Origin of the sequence: Streptococcus parasanguinis, from assembly GCF_023109675.1 — a bacterium.
Classification (GTDB): Bacteria; Bacillota; Bacilli; order Lactobacillales; family Streptococcaceae; genus Streptococcus; species Streptococcus parasanguinis_I.
Map to the genome: position 1 here is coordinate 1 of NZ_JALDUR010000038.1, position 601 is coordinate 601.

1 protein-coding gene is annotated in these 601 nt (G+C 39.6%); it reads right to left on the reverse strand.

Annotated elements, in window-relative coordinates; all coding sequences use genetic code 11:
* Positions 1 to 479: transposase family protein (locus M1G14_RS10905; RefSeq protein ID WP_247926611.1), on the reverse strand; the 479-nt coding region annotated here is incomplete at its 3' end.
* Positions 480 to 601 lie beyond the last annotated feature (122 nt).

Genomic DNA, 601 nt, shown 5'->3' on the forward strand with positions numbered 1-601 from the left:
CCAAACTCATCCCAGGACATAACAGCAGGGAGTTTGTCATAATGTTCCTTGAAAGTAAACTGGTCAAGTTTACGATAGACAGTGGACGTCGACACACGAAGTCTTCTGGCAATATCAGTTAGTGACACCTTCTCAGTTAGGAGTTGTGCAACCTTTTGTCGGACAAGGTTGGAGATTTGGCAGTTTTTCTCAACGATTGATGTCTCAGCTACCGTGACTCTCCTACAACTTTTACACTGGAAGCGACGTTTCTTCAGATGTAGTAGTGTTGGAGTTCCCGCTTGCTCGAGAAGAGGGATTTTAGAAGGTTTTTGAAAGTCGTACTTGATCATCTTTCCATGGCAATGAGGACAAGATGGTGCAGGGTAATCGAGTTTTGCTTGAATCTCGATATGAGTGTTAGTTTCAAAAATAAGTGAAATCTTGATATTTTGGTCTTTAATTCCGATTAATTCTGTGGTATTCTTAATAAGTCTCATAAGTTCTTCCTAATGATGGTTTGGTCGCTTTTCATTATAGTTCTTATGGGACTTTTTGTGTACACTCAAAAAGCTCTATAATCTCTACAGTGGTTTTTACCCACTACAGAAATTATAGAGCC